At 45.3% G+C, this 8,427-nt stretch carries 9 protein-coding genes; all 9 read left to right on the forward strand.

Going from position 1 to position 8,427, the window contains the following annotated elements:
• The first annotated feature begins 125 nt into the window (after window positions 1-125).
• Complete coding sequence (locus tag BLQ53_RS18460) at window positions 126-443, forward strand: thioredoxin family protein (protein ID WP_093728782.1); 318 nt, start codon at window positions 126-128, stop codon at window positions 441-443.
• Window positions 444-461: 18 nt separating this feature from the next.
• Window positions 462-1,283 (forward strand): DUF1444 domain-containing protein, encoded by an 822-nt coding sequence (locus BLQ53_RS18465; protein WP_093728783.1) that lies wholly within the window; start codon window positions 462-464, stop codon window positions 1,281-1,283.
• A gap of 1 nt (window position 1,284) precedes the next feature.
• Complete coding sequence (gene ytpR, locus BLQ53_RS18470; protein WP_093728784.1) at window positions 1,285-1,884, forward strand: YtpR family tRNA-binding protein; 600 nt, start codon at window positions 1,285-1,287, stop codon at window positions 1,882-1,884.
• A gap of 178 nt (window positions 1,885-2,062) precedes the next feature.
• Window positions 2,063-4,984, forward strand: coding sequence for a DNA translocase FtsK (locus BLQ53_RS18475; RefSeq protein WP_244499401.1), 2,922 nt, complete (start codon window positions 2,063-2,065; stop codon window positions 4,982-4,984).
• 240 nt (window positions 4,985-5,224) lie between these two features.
• Entirely contained in the window at window positions 5,225-6,529 is a 1,305-nt protein-coding gene (murC, locus tag BLQ53_RS18480) for a UDP-N-acetylmuramate--L-alanine ligase (RefSeq protein ID WP_093728785.1), read from the forward strand.
• A 162-nt stretch (window positions 6,530-6,691) separates the two neighbouring features.
• On the forward strand, window positions 6,692-7,174 hold the full coding sequence (locus tag BLQ53_RS18485) for a DUF948 domain-containing protein (protein WP_093728786.1): 483 nt from the start codon (window positions 6,692-6,694) through the stop codon (window positions 7,172-7,174).
• Between the two features lie 29 nt (window positions 7,175-7,203).
• Window positions 7,204-7,638 carry a YtxH domain-containing protein gene (locus BLQ53_RS18490; protein WP_093728787.1) on the forward strand — a complete coding sequence of 145 codons (435 nt, stop codon included), beginning with the start codon at window positions 7,204-7,206 and terminating at the stop codon, window positions 7,636-7,638.
• 62 nt (window positions 7,639-7,700) lie between these two features.
• Window positions 7,701-8,039, forward strand: coding sequence for a bacillithiol system redox-active protein YtxJ (gene ytxJ / locus BLQ53_RS18495; protein ID WP_093728788.1), 339 nt, complete (start codon window positions 7,701-7,703; stop codon window positions 8,037-8,039).
• Between the two features lie 7 nt (window positions 8,040-8,046).
• Window positions 8,047-8,319 carry a YrhK family protein gene (locus BLQ53_RS18500; protein WP_093728789.1) on the forward strand — a complete coding sequence of 91 codons (273 nt, stop codon included), beginning with the start codon at window positions 8,047-8,049 and terminating at the stop codon, window positions 8,317-8,319.
• The last annotated feature ends 108 nt before the right edge of the window (window positions 8,320-8,427 follow it).

Below are 8,427 nucleotides of genomic sequence, written 5' to 3' on the forward strand. Positions count from 1 at the left end.
AGACCTAGGCACATACCAATTAGGATTGATAGAAAGAGTGGGAGATGAATGAGTCGGCGCAGGATATTCGCATTTGATACATGGCTCTGCTAAAATGAAGAAAAAGGACAATGGGGGCTTTAAAGTTGAAAAATTTAGAATCAGAAGCACAACTAAACGAAATTCTTCAAAATGGTAAAACAATCTTGATGTTTTCTGCAGACTGGTGTCCGGACTGCCGCATCATCGAACCGGAGCTGCCAGAGATTGAAGCAAAATACAGTGAATTCGAATTCATTCACGTGGACCGTGACCAATTCATCGATGTGTGTCAGCAATACGATGTATTCGGAATTCCTAGCTTCATCGCGTTCAGCAATGGTGAAGAAACTGGACGATTCGTATCCAAGGACCGTAAGTCCAAAGAGGAAATCGAATCGTTCATCGAATCCTTACCGCAATAACTGCAAGGAGTATAGCTTATGAAAATGACAGCTTTGAAAATGAAACAAAAATTGGAGGATCGTTTGCAGGATCCAGCATGGCGTACTTCCTACGATAGGGAAAAAAGCAAATTCCGGGTGGAATGGCAGGATACGAAGGAAGGTGTGACGCTAGCTCTACCCAATATAATCGCAAAATACGAGACACGTGGCGAAAAAGCGCTTGATGAGCTCGAACAGCATGTAAAAGAGGCAATGCGTGTCATGCATGAAGAGCAGCAATTGGAAGATAATGAACAGCATGTCTTTCCTGTCATACGAGCAACTTCTTTTCCATCGAAGACAAAATCCGGACTGAAGATGGTATATTCGGAACATACGGCAGAAACAAGGATTTACTATGCATTGGATCTTGGTAAATCATACCGGCTCATCGACGAACGAATGATGGAAGAGCAAGGATGGACGGTCGAACGTCTTCGGGAGATTGCTGCGTTCAATGCAAGAAGTCTATCCACGGAGCTGAAAGAAGACAGGGTGGCAGGAAACTCCTTTTACTTCATTGCCACACAGGATGGGTATGATGCCAGTCGTATACTGAATGAATCACTGTTGGAAGGTTTCCGTGCGAATGCCAAAGGAGATGTGCTTGTTGCTGTTCCCCACCAGGATGTCCTGATTTTGGCGGATATTGAAAATAAGACTGGTTATGATATATTAGCACAAGTAACCATGAAATATTTCGCAGAAGGCCGTGTACCAATCACATCTTTACCGTTTATCTATGAAGAGAAGAAATTGGAGCCAGTATTCATAATGGCGCGTAATCGACCGGAGTCTGCCAAGGGAGAGGAAAAGTAAGATGCAAGCATTTTATAACAAACAAGGAATCGGTGATGTATTGCTGATCGCCCTTAAGCAAGGAGATCGTCATTCCATTAAAGAAGAGAGATTCGGTGATGTTGTCCGGATTTCCGATAAGGATGGATTGGTTGGCTATAATCTATTCCAGGCTTCCGAATACTTGAAAATTACGACAGCAGGCAAGGTGCAGGTCGATGAAGAGTTTGCCAGCAGCATTCGTGATATTTTCCAGCAAAATAAATTGGACGATGCATTTGATGTGGATTTGACTCCTAAGTTCGTTGTAGGCTATGTCAAACAAAAGGAAAAACACAGCAACGCTGATAAACTTAGTGTCTGCCAAGTCGATCTTGGTGATGAGGCTGTTCAGATCGTTTGTGGAGCACCGAATGTCGATGCAGGTCAAAAGGTGGTTGTTGCGAAAGTTGGCGCCATCATGCCGAGCGGTTTGGAAATTAAAGCCGGAAACTTGCGTGGTGAAGATAGTTTCGGTATGATTTGCTCCCAAAAAGAGCTAGGTTTGCCGAATGCACCGGAAGAAAAAGGGATTTATGTACTGGACGATTCCTATGAAGTCGGTCAAGCTTTTATGTTTTAGTAGGGAAAAAGCATCGAATACAAACTGTATTCGGTGCTTTTTTAGGTAGAAGGAACAAAAATTAAGCAAGACCGCCTTATTTTTTAAGTGTAGGCAGAATGTTTTTAGGGTAAAGCTATTCACGGTTTGTGAAAACCTGCTAAAATGAAGATATTATAATGAAAAAGGAAGATTTAATATGTGGGAGCGTCTAAAGCAAGCTCTAAGCAACTTTTTTATGACCGAAGTAGTAGTGGAAGAAGAACCAGAGCTGAAATCACGGAACGCTTCTGAAAAGAACGTACAGAAACAATATCAGAATAATCAGCAGCCACAAGCAAAAATGGCATATACATACCCGAAAGAACGCGCATTCCGGTTTCCGATGATTCCGGATGAATCCGGCAGTGAAAAACCGCCTGCCCCGGATGTACGACCAGTACGTCGACAAGCACAGGTACAGCCAGAATCGCAGCCGCATGTGACGCCTCGGGAAAAAAGGCAGACAAGTCCTAACCAGAGAGAAAAAACGAGAAGTATGGAACGATCGCCCAGTCAGAATCAGCCGCGGCAGCCGCAAAGACCTCGGCCAGCGCCAAAGGAAGACAAGAAACCTTTCCAGCCGTCAGAAGTACCATCTCCTGTTTATGGTTTTCGTAAGCGAAAAGAAGAGGAAGCAGCTGTGAACACCGTTACCCTGGAGTCGATACAGGAACGAGCGGATTGGAAGAAGATTGCTGCCACTGTATCAGATAAGACGCAGCAGGAACACGTTAACCTGGAGATTTCAGCAGCCGAAAATATAGGACGGCAGCCAGAGACAGAAGTGATCAAAGAATCCGCAGAAATGCTGGAGAATATTCATTCTGCACCTGAAAAAGAAATAGATTCGGGGAAAGCAGCTTACACTGCTGAGCCAACTCAGGAGCAGGATTCCGTATCTTTTAAACCAGAATCAGTGCATATGGAGCAAAAAACGCCAGCTCCAGTGAAAATGGAAGAAGATACGGCTGTAGTGGAAGATGAAAAAGAACTGCCAGCCGAAGGACAAGAGCAAATCAATTCCGTATCTCCTCAATCAGAATCAGTGCATATGGAACAAAAAACGCCAGCTCCAGTGAAAATGGAAGAAGATACGGCTGTAGTGGAAGATGAAAAAGAATTGCCAGCCGAAGGACAAGAGCAAATCAACTCCGTATCTCCTCAATCAGAATCAGTGCATATGGAGCAAAAAACGCCAGCTCCAGTGAAAATGGAAGAAGATACGGCTGTAGTGGAAGATGAAAAAGAACTGCCAGCTGAAGGACAAGAGCAAATCAATTCCGTATCTCCTCAATCAGAATCAGTGCATATGGAGCAAAAAACGCCACATCCAGGGCAAGTGGAAGAATTGGATGAGATACCGACTGTACTGGAGCAGGAAGTCGAAAATGAATTACACGCCGAGGAAGAAGAAGAATGGAAGCAATCATCCATAGCAGAACAGGAAATCATGCAACCAGGAGTGCAAGAAGAACAAGCAACAGTTAGCGGTGCTTCTCGGGAAGCCGCAAGTTCCGGAATTCGCGAAGCAAGCAATGCAGTCCGGAAACCGGTACCGTTCAATGTGTTCATGACACCGCGTGATAAACGGAACCATTTGGAGAAGATAAAAAATCCAGCACCCCAGGTGATGGAGGAGCCTGCTGAAGAACTGAACGTGCAGACTGAGCCGAACTTTACCAGTCCGCCGATGCATCTTCTCAATGATCCTGTTGAACAAACAATCGAAAATGATGCTTGGGTCGATCAGCAGATCCACCTTTTGGAAACTACTTTGGAGCATTTCAATGTGAATGCACATGTGGTAAATGCGATGCAGGGTCCTTCTGTCACTCGATTTGAGGTCCAGCCCGAAATGGGTGTGAAGGTCAGCAAGATCAAGAGCCTGACGGATGATATCAAGCTGAATATGGCTGCTAAGGATATCCGGATGGAGGCGCCGATTCCTGGAAAAAATGCGATTGGAATCGAAGTGCCTAACGCTGTCTCCAAACAAGTCGGCTTACAGGAGATCCTGGAGACGGAAGATTTCCAGGATAATAGTTCTCCACTTTCGGTCGCACTGGGACTGAATATTTCCGGCAGGTCGATCGTGACCGATTTGCAGAAAATGCCGCATGGACTTATTGCCGGAGCTACAGGATCGGGTAAAAGCGTGTGTATCAATACCATCCTGCTCAGCTTGCTTTATAAAGCGAATCACAAGCAGGTGAAATTCCTGCTGATCGATCCGAAGATGGTGGAGCTTGCTCCTTATAATGACTTGCCGCATCTCGTATCACCGGTTATTACCGACACGAAAGCAGCCACTGCTGCATTGAAGTGGGCAGTCAATGAAATGGAAGAACGATACATGAAGTTCGTCGGCGAGGGAGTCCGGGATATCGGTCGATATAACGAGAAGCTATCCCAGCAAGGCCGTCATGCGGATAAGCTTCCATATTTGGTCATCGTCATCGATGAACTTGCTGATTTGATGATGGTATCTCCGCAGGATGTCGAGGATGCAATATGCCGGATTGCTCAGAAAGCACGGGCCGCCGGTATACATTTGCTATTGGCGACGCAGCGGCCGTCCGTTGATGTCATCACTGGTTTGATCAAAGCGAATATCCCGACAAGGATTGCCTTCAGCGTTTCGTCTGCGGTCGATTCCCGGACGATCATCGACAATAATGGCGCAGAGAAACTGCTTGGTAAAGGCGATATGCTCTTCATCGAGAATGGCGCACGGCAAGCCCAGCGCATCCAAGGTGCTTTTGTTTCGGATGAAGAGATTGAACGGGTCGTGGAGCATGTGAAACAGACAGCGCCGCCTGAGTACCTTTTCCAGCATGAGGATCTGCTTGAAAGGCGTGAATCCGAAGAGGAAGAGGACGAGCTGTATCGGGAAGCAGTAGAATTTGTCATTGAGCATAACAGTGCAAGTGCAAGTTTGCTGCAACGTCGTTTTAAAATCGGCTATAACCGAGCTGCCAGATTGATCGATCATATGGAAATGAGGGGAGTCATTTCGGAACAAAAAGGCAGCAAGCCGCGAGATGTCCTCGTCTCGCTGGCTCAGCTCCAAGCGGAATGACAGACAGCCTGGATGTTGTCCTAAGGACATCCAGGCTGTATTATTTTAAGACACAACCAAGCAGCGGTCTGTATATACTGTAAAAAGCGTGACGGCAGAGATTGAGCATTTAATAAATCCCGACAAAATGCTATACTGTTGCTAGTATGCTTTTTTTCATGTATATGTGACACACTACAGATTACATACTTATACTAACACCATACAGAAGCGATATATTATTAAGTGGAGGTTCCTACTATGACAACTTACCATTTCATTGGTATTAAAGGATCTGGTATGAGTGCATTGGCGCAGATCCTGCATGATGCAGGCGAGAAGGTCCAAGGCTCGGATGTGGAGAAGGTTTTCTTTACAGATCAGGCCCTCAAAGATAAAAATATTCCTATACTGCCATTTACTAAAGATAATATCAAACCCGATTTGACAATCATCGCCGGGAATGCGTTCTCGGACGATCATGAGGAGGTCGTGGAAGCGAAAAGAATTGGGCTTCCGTTCTACCGTTATCATGACTTCTTAGGAGCTTATGCGGATAAATTCCGCAGCATTGCTGTAACCGGCGCTCATGGCAAGACATCGACGACGGGTCTTCTGGCGCATACACTGCATCAGTCCCACCCTATATCCTACTTGATCGGGGATGGAACCGGAAGCGGTCAGCCGCAGAGTGACTATTTTGTCTTCGAAGCGTGCGAATACCGCCGCCATTTCCTTGCGTATAAACCGGATTATGCTGTGATGCTGAATGTTGACTTCGATCATCCTGATTACTTCCAGAATATCGAGGATGTGTTCCAAGCATTCCAGCAATTGGCCAATCAAGTCAAGCGCGGGATCATTGCTTGCGGAGATGACGCTTATCTGCGTGATTTACAAGCGGATGTACCGATTCATTATTACGGATTTGACGATGGTAACACATATAAAGCAAAGCATGTACATGAAGAGCCGAATGGCACGGTATTCGACGTATATGTAGAAGGCAGTTTCTATCATACGTTCACCATTCCAGGATACGGAAATCATCAAGTGCTCAATGCCTTGGCCGTCGTTGCTGTATGCCATCAGGAAGGGATGACACCTAAGCAGATGGAGGAGATGTATGGTTTTACTGGTGTAAAACGTCGCTTCTCCGAAAAGCAAGCCGGAAGCCAAGTATTGGTGGATGACTATGCCCATCATCCGAAAGAAATCGAGGTAACAATCGAATCAGCTCGGAAGAAATACCCTGATAAACAAGTTGTTGCTGTATTCCAGCCGCACACTTTCACAAGGACGAAAGCATTCCTGCAAGAGTTTGCGGACAGCTTGAAGCTGGCAGATGCGGTATATCTATGTGATATTTTCGGTTCTGCCCGTGAAGCGAAAGGAAGCTTGACGATACAGGATTTGCAGGAGCTCATACCAGGCTGTGAAGTACTGCAGCTTGAGGAAGTAAACGTACTTAAGCAGTATGATGACAGCATTCTTCTATTCATGGGGGCCGGGGATATCCAAAAATTCCAGGCACGCTATGAAGATTCGTTGCAAGCTGTCCAATAATCCATTACACTTGAAAAAGGGAGTGCTGCTCCCTTTTTTTATTTGTTCTTTTATGTTTAATGACGTTAATCAGGGGAATAACGTAGTTAGACAAAGGAGTTCAAGGCATGAGATGTGCTTCAACTACTCATACTACATACCAGAAGGAGCTGACTATTCATTATGGAAATTCTAGGGTACATCGCTGCATTGATTGCAGCCATCGCATTCGCAGTCTTAGTAATCTATCTCGCCAAAACATTGAAAGCTGCTTCACGCACATTAAATGATGTTGCAAGCACATTGGAAGGCGTCGAAAAACAGATGCAAGGCATTACGAGCGAGACAGCAGAACTGCTCAGCAAAACAAATCATCTAGCAGAGGACATTGGCGAAAAAGCGCAGAAGCTCAACACCCTTGTCGACGGAATCGAAGGCATCGGTGATACGGTTCAAAGCTTGAATAATTCCATCCGCAATGTCTCCAACAAAGTGGCGTTATCTGCAGAACAGCATACAGAACAAACAGGTCAAGTATTGAAGTGGGGCTCGGTTATACTTGACTTATGGAAGAAAAAGAAGCAGAATGAAGCCAATGAGGGTGCCTCTGTACCTGCAGTGCAGCCGACAGAGCAGCCGCTACCAGTAAAAGAAACATCCCACTAAACCAGCGACGCGATAGGAGGCAATGCATTATGGCAGCGAAAAAGACGAACGGTAGAGATTTTCTGATTGGTTCGATCATCGGCAGCGTAGTCGGAGCAGTTACTGCCCTTGTTCTGGCGCCTAAATCCGGTAAAGAACTGCGCAGCGATATTTCGGAACAGGCTAGCTCCCTGAAAGGGCGCGCGGGCGAGATGAAAACCCAGTACAGTGAAAAAGGTGCACAATGGAAAGACGTTGTCACTGAAAAATCCCGTGCAGTAGCAGATAAGGTGATAGAATCTTCCCAGACTGTACAGGATAAAGTTAAGAATATGACTTCCAAAGACCAAGCAGATGAGACAGCTTCCAACAATAAAGAAGCAGAAGATGCTGCAGAAGAAGTTGCTCGTGCAATCGAGGAAGCTGCAAGGGAATTGGAAATGGAACAGCAGAAATCCACGATTGAACGAAACAAGGATCTTTAAAAGATTGGACTCTTAAGCAGCTTGCTTAGGAGTCTGTTTATTTTTAGAAAGGAGTTTTGAGCATGGAAGCGAAAGTGATTCAGAATCAAGAGGAATTTCAGGATGTATTGAATAGGGAGGCGGCATTCTATCTGCTCAAGCATAGTCTGACTTGTCCGATCAGTGCCAGAGCAAAGCAGGAATATGATCGCTATAGTCTTGATACACAGCTGCCGATGTATACCTTGTATGTACAAGAAGCAAGGGAGCTATCCAATATGATTGCACAGCGTTATGAAGTAAAGCATGAGTCTCCGCAAACATTGCTGTTTCAGAATAATCAAGTCATCTGGCATACATCTCACCACGATATTACAGAGACGGCTTTACAGGAGCAGGAAGCTGGAATCGATAGAAGGTAAGCCTGAAATGAAACACGAACACAAACGAGAAAAGGGAGAAGAAGTCATTCGTATCGGGGAATATGGCATTTTTTTCAAACGGCCATATCAGATTTTATATATGCTCAATGATTTCCTGATCGGCTTGATATTTCTCATCGGCAGTTTCCTATTCCTTTACGAGTCATTGAAGACGGCTGGGTGCTGGCTCTTTGCGGCTGGTAGTTTGCTGCTCTTGATTCGACCCACAATTCGCCTCATTCATGATATCCACTACAAGCGGTATACTAGGAAACAATAAAAGCTGCACGCAATTAGACTGACATAGCGATGTGAGACACAAATAAAACACCCTTATTAGGCTGCCATGCCACCAAACTCTTTTGGTGTGTGGTAGCCTAATTTTTCT

The organism is Terribacillus halophilus (genome assembly GCF_900101385.1).
GTDB classification, from domain to species: Bacteria; Bacillota; Bacilli; order Bacillales; family Amphibacillaceae; genus Terribacillus; species Terribacillus halophilus.